Below are 15128 nucleotides of genomic sequence, written 5' to 3' on the forward strand. Positions count from 1 at the left end.
TAAGGCCCGATTGTTGGGCCTGTTGCTGGAAGCTACGCTCAGATGTCGGGTTATTCTCGCCCAGATGATGCATTTAGTTTTTTGCGAAGCAGGGTGGCAGAAGATCGTTTTTTAACTGCAGCCAGTTCGGCTTTAAAATCGTGAATATATGCCTCTGCACTGATGCCGTGAGTTTGCAACTCCGCAGATGCTAATGCCTGAAATACTCTCTTTTCCCTGTCACCAGGGGCAAGAAGCGCGGAATGTTCATGCTTATTGCAATACGACATAGCAGGCTCTCCCTTCTGTAACTCTCTTGTAGGCATGGAAATCTCCCTGTATCAGCGGTCGCGGCGTTCTTTTTGGCAACCCTGTGTGCGGATTGTAGCGCGGTACATTTTTTAACCCAAGCAGAACGTCATAGATCTCTTCCAGAGAAGTGCGGCGCCCCTTATCCACCACGCCTCCAGAAGCCGCCTGAAAAACAAATCCCCCGATGTGAAGTTTCTCTGCGTGAGCGATTAGGGCCAGGGAAACTGATTGCAAAACAACAGCGCTGCCTAATCCTTTGAATTTAATATGACGAAAATAAGCCAGGCCCCCCATACCGTCGAAAGTATCAAAACAGACTTCTGCCATTCCATTGATCGGGAATGGAATGGCTGGCGGCATTTCATATCCGATCCGAGTAAATGTCGCTTCATCTAACAGACTGCCCACAATCACGGTATATACCTCGTGACCAGCAACAAAGACGTAGCTGTGATGAACCCGATGATCGTAGACGAATCTTTTTCTCCCCATACCATAATCGTCAAGAAAAACCTCTTCTTCTATACGCACTTATTGCTCCCTGCATACAACGCCTGATAGTTCCCTGGCACAATGGCAAATGTGCCGCAATGCGGTCACTTTATGACCGTGATTGAATTATGAAAACCCACAATCGGGTATTACATGGATTTACTTTTGGCTTTGCGAGACCTCTTCCAGAAAGGCCTGCCGGGCACTTTCGCTTGCCCGGCCTACACATTGCGCCGGCTGGTGATACAGTGAATAGAGGCAATCACTGAACAGGGAATATGCATATGTACGAACACCCGCTTCGCAATATCATTAAGGCGTGTGACAGGGCGATCTCAGCCAAAGATTTCGACTCGCTGATGGAGCACTACGCCGACGACGCCGCGCTGGTGATTAAGCCCGGTATGATCGTTAAAGGTAAAGACAATATCCGTAACGCCTTTATTTCCATCTCTGATTATTTTCAGGATCAGCTCGTTGTGAAGCAGGGCGATATCCAGATCATTGAAGGCGGAGGCGATGCGCTGGTGATCATGGAATCCCAGCTTTTTTACCCGGATGACCAGGGCGTTACAACAGAGATAACCCGGCGTGCAACCTATGTATTCCGTCTGGAAAATGACCGCTGGCTGTGCACCATCGACAATTCCTACGGAACGTCAGTGTTAGATGCTGAACCCACCTGACCATTTTATTTGCTGACCGGCGCCAAACTGAACAGAGAGAGCGTCACCGATCCGGGCAACACACCGGATCGGTGACGGCGTGAGAAGAGATTAGAGGGCGCGGATCTCTTTTGAGCGCAGACTCAGGCGGACGGGCACCGATTTGTACGACGGCGTACCGCTCTCTTTATCGAGATAATCCAGCGGAACCAGCACGTTTGCTTCCGGGTAGTAGCCAGCAACCGTGCCTGGGGCAATGCTGTAAGCCACCACGGTGATGTCATCCAGACGCTGCTTTGAGCCGGGGAGGGCGGTATGAATATCTACCCGATCGCCATGCTCCAGCCCCAACTGCTGCATATCCTCTTCGTTCATAAACAGCACGTCGCGCCGACCGAACACCCCGCGATAGCGGTCATCCAGGGCATAGATGGTAGTGTTGTACTGGTCGTGACTACGCAATGTAACCAGACGCAGCACACGCTCGCCTTCGCCCGGGCTGTTCTCACTCACGCCCTCAAACAGCGAAAACATCGCCTTGCCGCTGGCAGTGGGCCAGACGCGCTCCGTGGGCGGCAGCGGCATACGGAATCCGCCCGGCACCCGGATGCGGGCGTTGAAGTTCTCAAAGCCCGGCAGCGTCTGTTCGATACAGTCGCGAATGCGGTCGTAATCCTCCACCAGGCCCAGCCAGTCGGTTTTGCTGTGGGGCAGGGTGGCGTGGGCGATCCCGGCGACAATGGCGGGCTCCGAGCGTAGCCAGGGAGAGGCCGGTTTGAGCTTGCCGCGGGAGGCATGCACCATCGACATCGAGTCTTCCACGGTGATCGACTGCTGGCCGCTCTGCTGCATATCCAGTTCGGTGCGCCCCAGGCAGGGGAGAAGATATGTCTCTTTCCCGACCAGCAGGTGGGTGCGGTTCAGCTTGGTGACGACATGTACGCTGAGATCGAGACGTTTCAGCGCCGCAAACGCCCTGTCGTGATCGGGCATCGCTACCGCAAAATTCCCCCCGAGGCAGAGGAGCGCTTTGGCCTCGCCGTTAATCATCGCCTGCGCCGCCTGTACCGCGTCATGGCCGTGGGCGGCTGGTGGGGTAAAGCCGAACACCGTGCCCAGCCGGTCCAGAAAGGCCGCGGTCGGTTTTTCGGTGATCCCCACGGTGCGGTTGCCCTGCACGTTGGAGTGGCCGCGTAACGGACAGATGCCCGCGCCGGGTTTGCCAAAATTGCCGCGCAGCAGCAGGAGATCGGCGATCAAACGCACATTGGCGGTACCCTTGTTGTGCTGGGTGATCCCCATGCCGTAGGTGATGATGGTGGCGCTGGACTTAGCGTAGAGGCGCGCCACATTCTCCAGATCGGCGCGCTTCAGGCCAGACTCGCGCTCGATGGCCTCCCAGCTCGTGGCGGCGATATCGGCGGCAAAATCGGCAAACCCCTGCGTGTGGGTGGCGATAAAGTCGTGATCCAGCGCATCCAGAACCAGCAGATGTTTTGCGATACCTTTTAACGCCGCGGCGTCGCCCCCGGCTTTCACCTGATAGTACGTCGAGGCGATATTGGTGGCGCTGTATGTCGCCATCTCTTTGACATTTTGCGGATCGGCGAAGCGCTCCAGCGCCGTTTCGCGCAGCGGGTTAAAAACGATAATCGGTACGCCCCGGCGGGAGAGCTCGTGCAGGGTGCCCATCATCCGTGGATGGTTGGTGCCCGGGTTATGGCCGATGGAGATCACCAGCTCAGTATGGTCGAAATCTTCCAGCGACACGGTGCCTTTGCCAATCCCGATGGAGCGGGGCAGGCCGACGCTGGTGGCCTGGTGGCACATGTTAGAGCAGTCGGGAAAATTATTGGTGCCCAACTGACGGGCAAACAGCTGATACAGGAACGCGGCTTCGTTTGACGCGCGCCCGGAGGTGTAAAACTCCACCTCATCCGGGGCCAGCCCGCGCAGCACTTCGCCGATACGGGCAAAGGCTTCGTCCCACGCCACCGGGCGAAAGGTGTCGCTCTGTGGATCGTATTTCATGGGATGGGTCAGGCGCCCATAGCCTTCCAGCTCAAAATCACTTTTTGACCACAGGGTGCTGACGGTGTGCTCAGCGAAAAATTCCGGGGTGACACGCTTTGTGGTCGCTTCCCAGGTCACCGCCTTGGCGCCGTTCTCGCAAAACTGAAAGGTGGATTTGTGTTCTTTGTCGGGCCAGGCGCAGCCCGGGCAGTCGAAGCCATCGGGCTGGTTGGTGCGCAGCAGCGTGGCGGGGGCGTCGAAGGTGTCCATCTGCGTACGCACGGCAATCGCCGTGGCTTTTAAGGCGCCCCAGCCGCCCGCAGGACCGGCGTAATGGCGAATGCCGGGTACCGCTCGTCTGTTGTTGCTCATCTGCACTCCTGTTTTAAGCGGGTATTTATGATGGCGATGCCTGATTTGACTGTCGATCGAAACCCATCTCAATCACATATAGTTTTCATCTTAATTACAAATTATTCACAGTTCAGTTCACAAATCCATCATCAGATGCGTGTGGGTGGATGTCAATGGTTGTATATACATGTTCTGTCATATGACGTTGCATGGGTATAGCAGGGTCTCTGACGGGCATTAATCATCCACTCAGAGAGGAAACTATGTCGTCTTTTTCATCTTCAGAAGCGCAGTCAAAGCGCGGCGGGACGCGAATATCGGAAACACGATCCATCGATTACATCCCGGATAATGAACGGCACGGCCACCCCTTCAGTCAGTTTACGCTGTGGTTTGGTGGCAATCTGCAGATCACCGCCATTGTGACCGGGGCGCTGGCAGTGGTGCTGGGCGGGGATGTGGTGTGGTCCATCATTGGCTTGCTGGTGGGGCAGGTGTTGGGCGCGGTGGTGATGTCATTTCATGCCCTGCAGGGTCCGCGCCTCGGGCTGCCGCAGATGATCATCAGTCGCGCCCAGTTTGGTGTGCTGGGTGCGGTGATCCCGCTGGCGCTGGTATGCGTGATGTATGTCGGCTTCTCCGCCAGCGGGACGGTACTGGCAGGACAGGCGATGGCGAGGCTGCTGTCGGTCTCGAACGTGGCCGGTATGATCCTGTTCAGCGCGATCATTATCGTGATTGCGGTGCTGGGATATAAGGTGATCCACAAGCTCGGCAAGGTAGCGAGCGTGGTGGGGGTGTTGGCGTTTGTCTATCTGTTTATCGCTCTGCTGATCGCCAGCGATATGGGCGCTGTGATGCAGAATAATCACTTCTCGATGCCGATGTTCCTGCTGGCGGTATCGCTCTCCTCCTCATGGCAGATCGCCTTTTGTCCCTACGTCTCCGACTATTCCCGCTACCTGCCGCGCGACGTCTCAGGGGTGAAGACCTTCCTCTCCGTCTTCAGCGGTACGGTGCTGGGCACCCAGGCGTCCATGACGCTCGGGGTGATTACCGCGGCAATCGCCGGCAGCGCCTTCAAGGGGCATGAGGTGAGTTACATTGTCGGGCTGGGTAAAAGCGAGGCGATGGCGATGGTGATCTACTTTGCGATCTGTTTTGGCAAAATCACCTTTACCACCCTCAACGCCTACGGCAGTTTTATGTCGTTGACCACCATTGTCTCGGGTTTTCGTCAACAAACGACGCTGAGCCAGAAAAGCCGACTCACCTTTGTGGTACTGATGGTGACCCTCTCCTGCGTGATTGCGCTGCTGAGCGAACCGGCATTCCTGAAGCACTTCACCCATTTCCTGCTGTTCCTGTTGGCCTTTTTCGTACCGTGGAGCGCCATCAGCCTGACCGATTACTTTATTATCTCCCGTAAAGCGGTAGATATTCCGGCGCTGTTCGATTCCCGTGGTCGCTACGGGCACTGGAACATGTTTGCCATCAGCGTCTATGTTGTTGGCGTGTTGATCCAGCTACCGTTTATTGAAAACCCGCTCTACCACGGCTCACTGACCTGGCTGTTTGCCGACAACGATGTCTCGTGGGTGATTGGCTGGTTCTGCACCGCAGCGCTCTATTATGGCTTGCGGCGTTTTGATCGGCGGGTGCTGCCGACAAAGACGATCTATCCGGCCTCGGGCAGGTGAAAGAGGTGTCAGCGATCCCGCAGGTCAAACGGGATCGCGGCTCTTTTACCGGGAGTTAAAAGCAAAACCTTCGTCGGCCCAGCCGGTCATTCCACCTATCATAATTTTCACCGGGCGGCCCATCTGCGCCAGCTTCAGCGCGGCGCGATCCGCACCGTTGCAGTGCGGCCCGGCGCAATAGACCACAAACACTGTATCGGAGGGCCACTCCGCCATTCTTTGCTCGGTCATATCGCGATGTCGCAGGTGTAGCGCCCCAGGAATATGACGGCGGGCGAACGCCTCCGGACTGCCGACCACATGCAGCAACACAAAATCGACATCCCCCTCTTTAAACGCGGTATGCACATCGTCGCAGTCTGTTTCCACGCTCAGTCGCTGTAAAAAATGGTTTGCTGCGACATCTGGCGACGCAGCAGGATAATCAGTTATATAGCTCATAAACACCTCCAGGAATGAGTCTTTACTCTACGGCGGAGACGCGGCTTTGACAGCTGGCAGAAATGCCAGATAACATCAAGATCATGACAAAACGCATTGAGTGCAGTGATGAATAATCCTCTGGTGGTTGTACTGGCCTATGACGGTCTCTGTACCTTTGAATTCGGTATTGCTGTCGAAATTTTCGCGCTGCCCCGCCCCGAGATGGGCGAGGAGTGGTATCGCTTTGCGGTGGCGGGCGTTGATCCGGGTGAGTTACGCGCAACGGGCGGCTTCAGGCTGGTGGTAGATGGCGGGCTGGAACTGCTGAGTGAGGCCGGAACGATCATCGTGCCCGGCTGGCGAGGGGCGGATGTTCCGGTGCCCGCCGCGCTGTGCGAGCAGCTTGTCGCGGCACATCGACGCGGGGCGAGGATCCTCTCTATCTGTTCCGGAGTCTTTGTGCTGGCCGCCGCAGGGTTACTCGACAACCGGCAGGCGACCACCCACTGGCGTTATACCGACCTGCTGCAACAGCGTTATCCCGCCATTCAGGTCACGCCTGACGTGCTCTATATCGATAACGGTGATGTGTTGACCTCCGCAGGCAGCGCGGCGGGTATCGATCTTTGTCTGCACCTGGTGCGCCGGGATTATGGCAGCGTGGCGGCCAACCGCGTCGCGCGTCGGCTGGTGGTGTCGCCGCATCGCGACGGCGGCCAGGCCCAGTTTATTCAGCAGGCGGTGCCTGTCGCTTATGAAGGCCATCGCCTTGGGGCACTCTTCGACTACCTGCATGCCAGGCTTGCCGAGCCACATACCGTCGAGTCGCTGGCAAAATTTGTCGGGATGAGCCCGCGTACCTTTTTGCGCCGTTTCACCGCCACCACCGGCAAGACGCCCGCCCAGTGGTTGCTCCATGCCCGCCTGAGCCGCAGCCAGGATCTGCTGGAGAACAGCCAGCTGTCGATTGAGCGTATCGCGGAGGAGGTGGGGTTTGGCAGCGTGGCGACGATGCGTCATCATTTCAAAAATCAGCTGTCGACGACGCCTGCGGCATACAGGAGGGGTTTTATTCTTCAGCAGAGTAATAATGGACGATGTTGTTTAATGATTCTACAGGCGAGACAGCGAGCCTTTGATAAAAAAAATCCACGCCATAGCGTGGATTTTTTTCAGATCAGTTAACGCATCCGCAGATGCATGACCTTTAAACGTTAAACAGGAAGTTCATCACATCGCCATCTTTAACGATGTAGTCTTTCCCTTCTGCACGCATCTTACCGGCTTCTTTCGCGCCTTGCTCACCCTTGTAGGTGATAAAGTCTTCAAAGGCGATGGTCTGGGCACGGATAAAGCCTTTCTCGAAGTCGGTGTGGATTTTACCCGCCGCCTGTGGTGCCGTCGCGCCGACAGGGATAGTCCAGGCGCGTACTTCTTTCACGCCAGCGGTGAAGTAGGTCTGCAGGTTCAGCAGCTGGTAACCGGCGCGGATCACGCGGTTCAGACCTGGCTCTTCCAGACCCATCTCAGCCATGAACTCTTCACGGTCGGCATCGTCCAGCTCGGCGATATCAGACTCGACAGCCGCACACACGGCCACGACCACAGAACCTTCCGCCGCTGCGATTTCACGCACTTTGTCCAGGTATGGGTTGTTTTCAAAACCGTCTTCATTGACGTTGGCAATGTACATGGTCGGCTTCAGGGTCAGGAAGCTCAGGTATTTGATCGCCGCTTTGTCTTCGTCAGTCAGGTTTTTCAGCGCGCGCAGCATGCCCGCGTTTTCGAGCTGTGGCAGACATTTTTCCAGCGCAGCCTGTTCCGCTTTCGCGTCTTTGTCGCCGCCTTTGGCTTTCTTCTGCACGCGCTGCAGGGCGCGCTCGCAGGTATCCAGGTCCGCCAGTGCCAGCTCGGTGTTGATGACCTCGATATCATCCGCCGGGTCCACTTTGTTGTTCACGTGGATGATGTTGTCGTTCTCAAAGCAACGCACAACGTGGCCGATCGCTTCGGTTTCACGGATGTTGGTCAGGAACTGGTTACCCAGGCCTTCACCTTTCGAGGCGCCTTTTACCAGGCCTGCGATATCCACGAACTCCATAGTGGTTGGCAGAATGCGCTGCGGCTTTACGATCTCCGCAAGCTGATCGAGACGCGGATCGGGCATGGGTACGACACCGGTGTTTGGCTCGATGGTACAGAACGGGAAGTTAGCCGCTTCGATGCCCGCTTTAGTCAGCGCGTTAAACAGGGTGGATTTGCCAACGTTAGGCAGACCAACGATACCGCATTTGAATCCCATTTCTGAATCACCTTAATGTCTTGATATTCAACACGTTAACATTAACGAGTCGAAGAAAAGTAAATAACTACGCCTATTATACACGTAACCCGCAGCCTGCGGGGCAAAAAAGCCGTTTCGCGCCGCTTATTGCGCTTTGAAAGCGTGAAGACGGTTGGTGGCTTTAGTTAAACCATCCTGCAACCAGATTTCGGTGCAACGCGCCGCTTCGTCTACCGCCTCGTCGATCAGTTTCTGCTCGGAAACCGGTGGCTTACCGAGAACAAAACCAACAACTTTGTTTTTATCGCCCGGATGGCCAATCCCCACGCGTAAGCGATGGAAGTTAGGGTTATTGCCCAGTTTGCTGATGATGTCTTTTAAGCCGTTGTGCCCGCCGTGACCGCCACCGAGTTTGAATTTCGCCACGCCCGGCGGCAGATCCAGTTCGTCGTGCGCCACCAGGATCTCATCCGGATTGATGCGATAAAAGGTCGCCATCGCGGCCACCGCTTTACCGCTTAAATTCATAAACGTCGTAGGCACCAGCAGACGCACATCGGCGCCAGCCAGGTTAACGCGAGAGGTAAACCCGTAGAATTTAGGCTCTTCACGCAGAGGGGAGCGTAACCGCTCGGCCAGCAGATCAACATACCAGGCGCCAGCATTATGGCGGGTGGCAGCATATTCCGCGCCAGGGTTAGCCAGGCCGACAATCAGTTTAATCGTCACGTTTTTGTTCCTGAAAGTGCTAAGTCTGGCGCGTAGTGTACTGTCTGCCGCGTCGGTTGACAAAATTCTGCTAAGCGACACGTAGAAACTGAATAATCCCGGAGCTGAACCATTAGAATTTCATGCTACTCAAAGGCTTATTTGTAAAGTTTTGTTGCACCGAAGTACGTATTTGTGATCGTTGACGCAATCCGCAAAACGGGTGGTGTCTATACTTTACACACAAGGAATAGGGAGATTATTCCCTTACAACCCAAAGTTCCGGAGGTGCTATATGAAACGCAAAAACGCTTCGCTACTCGGTAACGTGTTGATGGGGTTGGGATTAGTCGTCATGGTTGTCGGCGTCGGTTATTCCATTTTAAACCAGCTTCCGCAACTTGACCTGCCACAATACTTCGCCCATGGCGCAGTGCTGAGCATCTTCCTGGGTGCGGTACTTTGGCTGGCCGGGGCTCGCGTCAGTGGCCACGAACAGGTCTGTGACCGCTACTGGTGGGTGCGCCATTACGATAAACGCTGCCGTCGCGAACAGCATAAGCACAGCTAACCAGTGACAGCGCGAAAAACGGTTTCTTCGGAAGCCGTTTTTTTTGCCTTTTTTCTTGACCCTCACGTAACGTAAGGCACCAGAGTGACCGCGATGGCAAGATAAAAGGAGCAGCGATGTTAATTCAGGTTGGCCTGTTGGCGAAGCGAGCGGGGATCACCGTTCGGACATTACACCATTATGAGCAAACCGGCTTGCTGCTGCCCTCTGCCAGAAGTGCGGCAGGTTACCGTCTTTATACCCTCGCGGATGTACAGCGGCTACACCGTATCCAGGTGTTAGCCAAAGCGGGGCTGGAGCTTGCCGAAATTAAAGAGGTTCTCGATCGGGATCCGCGCTCCATGGTGGATCTCCTGGACGCGCAAATCGCGCTGCTGGATAAACAGATGCGCAGCATTCAGACGCTGCGCGAGCAGCTCGTGAGTTTGCATAGCGCGCTGGCCGCAGGCACCGAGCCCGATCTGGAATCCTGGTTACAGACGCTGGAGTTAATGACGATGTACGATCGCTGGTTCAGTAAAGAAGAGTTACAGGCATTACCGTTTGCGCAGCAGAGTGACACCCTGGCAGAGATCTGGGCAGGGCTGGTGGCTGAAGCCCGGCGCATGCTGGCGGAGAAGGTGGATGTTGCCGACCCACGCGCTACCGGGCTGGCTACGCGCTGGATGACGCAACTTGAGCAGGATACCGCGGGCAACCCCGACTTCCTGACCCGCCTGAATGAGATGCACAGCGTGGAGCCGCAAATGCGTGAGCAGACAGGAATCGACGCTGACATCCTCGATTTCATCATGCGTGCCTTCGCCGAGAGCAAGCTGGCTATCTGGCAGCGCTACCTGACCCCCGAGGAGATGGCGTTTACCCGTGCGCACTATTTTGATCGCATGATGGAGTGGCCTGCACTGGTGGCAAAACTGCATCAGGCAAGCCGGGAAGGGGTGCAGGCAGAGAGCCCGGAAGCACAGCGGCTGGCGGAAAACTGGCTGGCGCTGTTCCAGTCTTACGCAGGGGATAATCCTGCAACTCAGCAAAAATTCCGCGAGGCGATGCAGCAGGAGCCGCATCTGATGAAAGGGACCTGGATGACGCCTGCTGTGCTCGAGTGGCTTCAGCAGGCGATCGGCATCATGATGCAGCGGCGGATGTCACAGATCCGCTAACGCCGCCTCACGGTCAGGATAGAACGCCAGACGGCCCGAAATGGGCTGAACCCCTGCGCGCGCCATCGTGCGCAGGGGCTGGAATTCGAGATTGGTCACCCGCAGTTCACAGCCTTCCGGCAGACGTTGTACAAAACGCTGGAAGGCGTCCAGCCCGCCGGCATCCAGCACCGGGACCGCATCCCATTTCAGCACCACGACACGTTTCCCGACAATGCGCGACTCCAGTTCGCTGAACAATCCTTCCGCGGCGGCAAAAAACAGCGGGCCGATGACTCGCAGCACCAGCACGTCTTCCGGCGTGGAGACATTGACGCTGGCCAGGCGGGTCATACGGGCAATGCGACGCATAAACAGTAATGATGCCAGCACAATCCCGACGCTTATCGCAATGACCATGTCAAACAGCACCGTCAGCGACATGCAGATCAGCATTACGATGATGTCGTCTTTGGGGGCGCGGCGCAGCAGGTTGATGACTTTATGTGCCTCGCTCATGTTCCATGCCACCATCAGCAGCAGGGCGGCCATGGCCGAGAGCGGCAGCCAGGAGAGCAAGGGCGCCAGCACCAGCAGGGCGAGGATCACCAGCACCGAATGGACCACCGCCGAGACCGGGGACGTGGCGCCCGCGCGCACGTTGGCCGCGGAACGGGCGATGGCCGCTGTGGCGGTAATGCCGCCGAAGAACGGGGCGATAATATTCCCCAGTCCCTGGCCGACCAGCTCGCTGTTGGCTTTATGTTTGGTGCCGGTCATGCCGTCCAGCACCACGGCGCAGAGCAGCGACTCAATCGCCCCCAACATCGCCATCGAAAATGCGGCTGGCAGCAGGGCGCGCAGGGAGTCCCAGCTTAAGGTAAAGCTGGAGCCGGGCAGATCCCACGGCAGCACCAGCTGGGGCAGAAGCTGCGGAATACCGTTACCCTGGGAGCCATCCGCCAACACATAGTGGAACTGCGAGCCGATAGTGGCGACGTGGCCGCCCAGCAGATTGACTATCCCCATCACCGCGCAGCCCAGCAGCAGGGCGGGCAGGTGTCCTGGCAGGCGGATGCCCAGCCGTGGCCAGAGGATCAGCGTGCCCAGGGTCACCACGCCAATCGCCGCATCGCCCAGGTTTGTCGTCGGCAGCGCCATCGCCAGCGCCCCCACTTTTTGCAGGTAATGCTCCGGCACGTGGGCCATCTGTAAGCCAAGGAAATCCTTAATCTGCATGGTGCCGATGGTGATGCCGATCCCGGAGGTAAAGCCCAGGGTCACGGAAAGTGGAATGTACTCAATCAGCCTGCCAAAGCGCGCCAGACCGAACAAAATCAAAAATACCCCGGACATCAGGGTCGCCACCAGCAATCCGCCCAGACCAAACTGCTGAGAAACCGGATAGAGGATCACCACAAAGGCCGCGGTCGGCCCGGAGACGCTGAAGCGCGACCCACCGGTCAGGGCAATCACAATCCCGGCGACGGCGGCAGTGTAGAGGCCATACTGCGGCGCTACGCCGCTGCCAATGGCCAGCGCCATCGCCAGCGGAATGGCAATGATACCGACGGTGATCCCGGCGATCAGGTCACGAGTGAAGCGTGACAGGGTATATTTCTCTTTCCAGCAGGCGTCGATGAGGGCGCGGAAGGGAAGAACATGAGAGGAAGCGTTTTTCACAATCATCATCCATGTGCGCATCATCTGTCATATCAATGGCAGGTGAAGGAGGCATTAATCATACAAATAAATACTACAGACAAAAAAACCCGCCGTAGCGGGTTTTCTGACTGCGTCCGATTAGTGTTCGAACATTGCAGAGATAGATTCTTCGTTGCTGATACGACGAATCGCTTCTGCCAGCATCCCGGACAGGGTCAAAGTACGCACGTTTGGCAGCGCTTTGATCTCGTCGCTCAGTGGGATGGTGTCGCACACCACAACTTCATCAATAACGGAGTTGCGCAGGTTGTTCACGGCATTGCCGGAGAAGATCGGGTGAGTCGCGTAAGCGAATACGCGTTTAGCACCACGCTCTTTCAGCGCTTCGGCAGCTTTGCACAGAGTGCCGCCGGTGTCGATCATGTCGTCAACCAGCACGCAGTCACGGCCAGCAACGTCACCGATGATGTGCATCACCTGAGAAACGTTAGCGCGCGGACGACGTTTGTCGATAATCGCCATGTCGGTGTCATTCAGCAGTTTGGCGATAGCGCGAGCGCGAACCACGCCGCCGATGTCCGGAGAAACCACAATCGGGTTGTCCAGGTTCAGCTGCAGCATATCTTCCAGCAGGATGGGGCTGCCGAATACGTTATCAACCGGAACATCAAAGAAGCCCTGGATCTGCTCGGCATGCAGGTCAACCGTCAGAACACGGTCAACGCCAACACTGGAGAGGAAGTCAGCAACAACTTTTGCGGTAATTGGCACACGTGCGGAACGGACGCGACGGTCCTGACGGGCATAGCCAAAGTAAGGAATGACAGCAGTGATACGGCCAGCGGAAGCACGGCGCAGGGCATCGACCATAACAACCAGTTCCATCAGGTTGTCGTTAGTTGGAGCACAGGTGGACTGGATGATGAAAATATCACCACCGCGTACATTTTCGTTAATTTGTACGCTGACTTCGCCATCGCTAAAGCGACCTACGGCGGCGTCGCCAAGAGAAGTGTACAGGCGGTTGGCAATACGTTGTGCTAGTTCCGGGGTGGCGTTACCAGCAAAAAGCTTCATATCAGGCACGAGAAGAACCTCAGGCATGCGTCCAGTGGTGGATAGTTCGCCGTAAACTGTGCGGGCCAGGCGAATGCTATCCAGGCGGTGTATTAAAGAGCGCGATGCAACGTCTGGAACAAGGTGACGTTGTCACCGAAACTCAGATTGCGCCAGAATGGCCTGCTGTAGCGGGGAGATATTCATACCGCGCGCCACGAAACCATGCAGCCATTCTGGAGCCAGCTCGAGCACCTGACGTGCAGCGGATTCCGTATCAAATTCAGCAAAGACACAGGCTCCTGTGCCAGTCAGGCGCGACGGCGCGTATTCTAACAGCCAGGAAAGCGCTTCATCAACCTCGCGAAAACGTTTTCTTGCGATATCCTCGCAATCGTTGCTGAATTCACATTTTAATAACGTTTCTATTGACCGGACGGGCGTATCGCGCGGAAGGTCCGGATCTTTAAAGATAACCGGGGTAGGAATGCTGACGCCCGGGTGGGCGACCAGGTACCATTTTTCCGCGGGTTCGGCCGGGGAGAGGATCTCGCCCACCCCTTCGGCAAAGGCCGCATGCCCGCGGACAAACACCGGCACGTCGGCCCCGAGCGTTAACCCGAGCGCGGCCAGTTCATCCACCGTGAGATCGCAGCCCCACAGGTGATTGAGTACTACCAGCACGGTGGCGGCATTTGACGAGCCACCGCCGAGTCCGCCCCCCATCGGCAGCCGTTTCTCCACGCGGATATCCGCGCCGCTGCCTGCTGGCAAACGTCCGCTTTGCTGCGCCGCTGCCATCAGCAGCCGGGCAGCCCGCACGATCAGGTTATCTTCATCGGCCACACCCTCCACCGGAGTGAGCAGACGAAGCTGCCCATCCTGACGCGGCTCAATCGAAATGGTGTCGCCATAGTCGATAAACTGAAACAGCGTCTGCAGGGTGTGATAGCCGTCCGCACGCTGGCCGGTGATGTATAAAAACAGGTTAAGTTTTGCGGGTGAAGGCCAGTGGGTCATCATTTGACAATCCAGTTATCCATCTTCAGCTTGATGCGCTGGCCGCCTTCGGTCAGTTCCAGGCTGGTTGGCAGAGCCGGTTTGGTGTTGCTGTCGTAGCCGCCGTAGACCACGTGCCAGTTTTTACCGTTCTGGCTGTAGTTCACTTCACTCAGACGGTACTGATCGTCGAGTTTGTAGTCGGTGGCGTCGCCCGGCAGACCAAGGATCCACTGGCGCAGGCTGGTAATCGGAATTGGCATCCCGGTCAGCTTGCCGATCATCTCTTCGGCATCGGTGCCGGTATATTTCTGCCCTTTGTTATCGGTGATTTGCGCGCTGCCTGGCTGGGCAATCAGCTCCATCTCGGTGCTCCCCACCGGGTTGAGCAACAGTAGGCGATAGCGATCCTGGCCGGTCTGCTGCCAGAAGAAGCGGGCATACACTTTCTGCTGATCCGACAGATACGCAAAGGCACCGCGGGTCTGGTACTGGCTTAAACCACGCACCTCCTGCTGGTGCTGACGCCACTGCGGTGAGTCAGGGCTTTTGCCTGGCCCTTTGGGCGGCGTAATGGAACATGCGGTAAGTACCAGCGCGGCGAGGGGCAAAAGGCGAATCAGTCTGGTCATAATAATGACAAATCCTTGAGATACGTGGCGGTAATAGTTCTTAATGCTAGCGCCCGTATGCGGCAGCGTCTACGCTCAAGTTATCCTAAATCATAGAATTAACCATGCTACTTCAGGTTCAGAGGCGTTGGCTGCA

Annotated in this window: 15 protein-coding genes; 5 read left to right on the forward strand and 10 right to left on the reverse strand. The window is 56.6% G+C overall.

Features of this window, described 5'->3' with window-relative positions:
• Positions 1-50: 50 nt before the first annotated feature.
• Entirely contained in the window at positions 51-269 is a 219-nt protein-coding gene (locus tag DVA43_RS24450; RefSeq protein ID WP_147271009.1) for a hypothetical protein, read from the reverse strand.
• Entirely contained in the window at positions 253-822 is a 570-nt protein-coding gene (locus DVA43_RS04330; RefSeq protein ID WP_114314692.1) for a hypothetical protein, read from the reverse strand. Before DVA43_RS04330 ends, DVA43_RS24450 begins: the two co-directional genes overlap by 17 nt.
• Positions 823-1067: 245 nt before the next feature.
• On the opposite strand from DVA43_RS04330, the gene DVA43_RS04335 reads away from it, so the two are divergent.
• Positions 1068-1469 (forward strand): SgcJ/EcaC family oxidoreductase, encoded by a 402-nt coding sequence (locus DVA43_RS04335; protein WP_114314693.1) that lies wholly within the window; start codon positions 1068-1070, stop codon positions 1467-1469.
• A 90-nt stretch (positions 1470-1559) separates the two neighbouring features.
• Here DVA43_RS04335 and DVA43_RS04340 read toward each other — a convergent pair whose 3' ends face one another.
• On the reverse strand, positions 1560-3833 hold the full coding sequence (locus tag DVA43_RS04340) for an FdhF/YdeP family oxidoreductase (protein WP_114314694.1): 2274 nt from the start codon (positions 3831-3833) through the stop codon (positions 1560-1562).
• A 296-nt stretch (positions 3834-4129) separates the two neighbouring features.
• Between DVA43_RS04340 and DVA43_RS04345 the strand changes: the two genes are divergently transcribed.
• Positions 4130-5515: a cytosine permease gene (locus tag DVA43_RS04345; protein WP_168194684.1), complete on the forward strand. Its 1386-nt coding sequence runs from the start codon at positions 4130-4132 to the stop codon at positions 5513-5515.
• A 45-nt stretch (positions 5516-5560) separates the two neighbouring features.
• On the opposite strand, the gene DVA43_RS04350 is transcribed toward DVA43_RS04345, so the two are convergent.
• Entirely contained in the window at positions 5561-5956 is a 396-nt protein-coding gene (locus tag DVA43_RS04350) for a rhodanese-like domain-containing protein (protein ID WP_114314696.1), read from the reverse strand.
• Between the two features lie 108 nt (positions 5957-6064).
• On the opposite strand from DVA43_RS04350, the gene ftrA reads away from it, so the two are divergent.
• The gene (gene ftrA / locus DVA43_RS04355; protein WP_114314697.1) at positions 6065-7123 is read left to right on the forward strand and encodes a transcriptional regulator FtrA; all 1059 of its coding nucleotides are present in this window, start codon (positions 6065-6067) and stop codon (positions 7121-7123) included.
• A gap of 22 nt (positions 7124-7145) precedes the next feature.
• Here ftrA and ychF read toward each other — a convergent pair whose 3' ends face one another.
• Complete coding sequence (gene ychF / locus DVA43_RS04360) at positions 7146-8240, reverse strand: redox-regulated ATPase YchF (RefSeq protein ID WP_103822293.1); 1095 nt, start codon at positions 8238-8240, stop codon at positions 7146-7148.
• A 126-nt stretch (positions 8241-8366) separates the two neighbouring features.
• On the reverse strand, positions 8367-8951 hold the full coding sequence (pth, locus tag DVA43_RS04365) for an aminoacyl-tRNA hydrolase (protein ID WP_114314698.1): 585 nt from the start codon (positions 8949-8951) through the stop codon (positions 8367-8369).
• Between the two features lie 274 nt (positions 8952-9225).
• Here pth and ychH point away from each other — a divergent pair, with 274 nt between their 5' ends.
• Positions 9226-9501: a stress-induced protein YchH gene (ychH, locus tag DVA43_RS04370; protein WP_103179956.1), complete on the forward strand. Its 276-nt coding sequence runs from the start codon at positions 9226-9228 to the stop codon at positions 9499-9501.
• A gap of 116 nt (positions 9502-9617) precedes the next feature.
• Complete coding sequence (locus DVA43_RS04375) at positions 9618-10661, forward strand: MerR family transcriptional regulator (protein WP_114314699.1); 1044 nt, start codon at positions 9618-9620, stop codon at positions 10659-10661.
• Here DVA43_RS04375 and dauA read toward each other — a convergent pair.
• The 4 genes from dauA to lolB form a co-directional block, all read right to left on the reverse strand.
• Positions 10647-12323, reverse strand: a complete 1677-nt coding sequence (gene dauA, locus DVA43_RS04380; protein WP_168194514.1) for a C4-dicarboxylic acid transporter DauA — start codon at positions 12321-12323, stop codon at positions 10647-10649. The two genes, DVA43_RS04375 and dauA, sit on opposite strands and share 15 nt — an antisense overlap.
• Positions 12324-12443: 120 nt before the next feature.
• The gene (prs, locus tag DVA43_RS04385; protein WP_003856663.1) at positions 12444-13391 is read right to left on the reverse strand and encodes a ribose-phosphate diphosphokinase; all 948 of its coding nucleotides are present in this window, start codon (positions 13389-13391) and stop codon (positions 12444-12446) included.
• A 123-nt stretch (positions 13392-13514) separates the two neighbouring features.
• Complete coding sequence (gene ispE / locus DVA43_RS04390) at positions 13515-14384, reverse strand: 4-(cytidine 5'-diphospho)-2-C-methyl-D-erythritol kinase (protein ID WP_114314700.1); 870 nt, start codon at positions 14382-14384, stop codon at positions 13515-13517.
• Entirely contained in the window at positions 14381-14992 is a 612-nt protein-coding gene (gene lolB, locus DVA43_RS04395) for a lipoprotein insertase outer membrane protein LolB (protein WP_103179953.1), read from the reverse strand. Before lolB ends, ispE begins: the two co-directional genes overlap by 4 nt.
• Positions 14993-15128: the final 136 nt, after the last annotated feature.

It is taken from the genome of Leclercia sp. W6 (genome assembly GCF_003336345.1).
Lineage (GTDB): Bacteria > Pseudomonadota > Gammaproteobacteria > Enterobacterales > Enterobacteriaceae > Enterobacter.

Excerpts from the sequence above, each read along its gene's own strand:
- DVA43_RS24450 (WP_147271009.1), bottom strand. The coding sequence starts at position 269 with ATGTCGTATTGCAATAAGCATGAACATTCCGCGCTTCTTGCCCCTGGT.
- DVA43_RS04335 (WP_114314693.1), top strand. The coding sequence starts at position 1,068 with ATGTACGAACACCCGCTTCGCAATATCATTAAGGCGTGTGACAGGGCG.
- DVA43_RS04340 (WP_114314694.1), bottom strand. The coding sequence starts at position 3,833 with ATGAGCAACAACAGACGAGCGGTACCCGGCATTCGCCATTACGCCGGT.
- DVA43_RS04350 (WP_114314696.1), bottom strand. The coding sequence starts at position 5,956 with ATGAGCTATATAACTGATTATCCTGCTGCGTCGCCAGATGTCGCAGCA.
- ftrA (WP_114314697.1), top strand. The coding sequence starts at position 6,065 with ATGAATAATCCTCTGGTGGTTGTACTGGCCTATGACGGTCTCTGTACC.
- ychF (WP_103822293.1), bottom strand. The coding sequence starts at position 8,240 with ATGGGATTCAAATGCGGTATCGTTGGTCTGCCTAACGTTGGCAAATCC.
- ychH (WP_103179956.1), top strand. The coding sequence starts at position 9,226 with ATGAAACGCAAAAACGCTTCGCTACTCGGTAACGTGTTGATGGGGTTG.
- DVA43_RS04375 (WP_114314699.1), top strand. The coding sequence starts at position 9,618 with ATGTTAATTCAGGTTGGCCTGTTGGCGAAGCGAGCGGGGATCACCGTT.
- ispE (WP_114314700.1), bottom strand. The coding sequence starts at position 14,384 with ATGATGACCCACTGGCCTTCACCCGCAAAACTTAACCTGTTTTTATAC.
- lolB (WP_103179953.1), bottom strand. The coding sequence starts at position 14,992 with ATGACCAGACTGATTCGCCTTTTGCCCCTCGCCGCGCTGGTACTTACC.